At 38.3% G+C, this 885-nt stretch carries 1 protein-coding gene; it reads right to left on the reverse strand.

The genetic code is table 11. The features are described 5' to 3' along the window. Window positions 1-35: 35 nt before the first annotated feature. Window positions 36-885 (reverse strand): ISL3 family transposase (locus QM877_RS10185; RefSeq protein ID WP_414318325.1); only part of this gene is annotated, 850 nt, incomplete at its 5' end.

Consider the following 885-nt stretch of genomic DNA (forward strand, 5'->3'; position numbering starts at 1 on the left):
CGGCTCTTTGTCAACTGTAGTGGGTTGATGAAAAGTTATAACCTGGAGAGGACCAACTTGGTTCTCTCCTTTTTGATGTTCAAAGCAATGAGGATTCTAGTTTTGAAGTTTTCAAAGTTCCGGAAGCCAAAAGCATTGCGCTTGATGACCTTAATGAGGTTATTAGTAGCCTCTAGTTTTGCGTTTGAGTAGGGCAGTTCCAGTGAGTTCATGATTTTGTCCTTGTCTTTCAAAAAGGTCTTGAAAACAGTTTGAAAAATAGGATTTACGCAATAAATCGTTTCTTCAATCAGTTCGAAGAAATGTTCTGTTTGTTTCTCTTGGAAATGAAATAGTAATAGTTGATAGAGTTCATAGTGCTCTCTAAGTTCTTGAGAGTATGCAAAGAGCTTTTCGAGAATCTCATTATTGGTCAAGTGTGAGCGAAAAGTAGGGCGATAAAAACGTTTATTACTAAGTTTACGGCTATCCTGTTGAATGAGTTTCCAGTAACGTTTTAGTGCCTTATATCCGTGCGATTTGCGATCAAAACGATTCATGACTTGGATGCGAAGACGATTCATAGCTCGACTGAGATGTTGGACAATGTGAAAGCGGTCGAGAACGATTTTAGCGTTAGGAAAAAGTTTTCTGGCAATATCATAGTAGGGGCTAAACATATCCATGGTAATGACTTTCACGCGACTTCTTACCTGACTAGAATAACGAAGAAAATGATTGCGAATGGTCACTTGAGTCCGCCCATCCAGGATAGCTATGATCTTTCTGGAATCAAAATCCTGTGCAATGAAACTCATCTTACCTTTCTTGAAGCTGTATTCATCCCAAGACATGTGAGTTGGAAGGAAAGATAAATCTGTCTTGAATTTGAATTCTTTCAATTTA

The organism is Streptococcus infantis (assembly GCF_047463655.1).
Taxonomy (GTDB): Bacteria; Bacillota; Bacilli; order Lactobacillales; family Streptococcaceae; genus Streptococcus; species Streptococcus infantis_Z.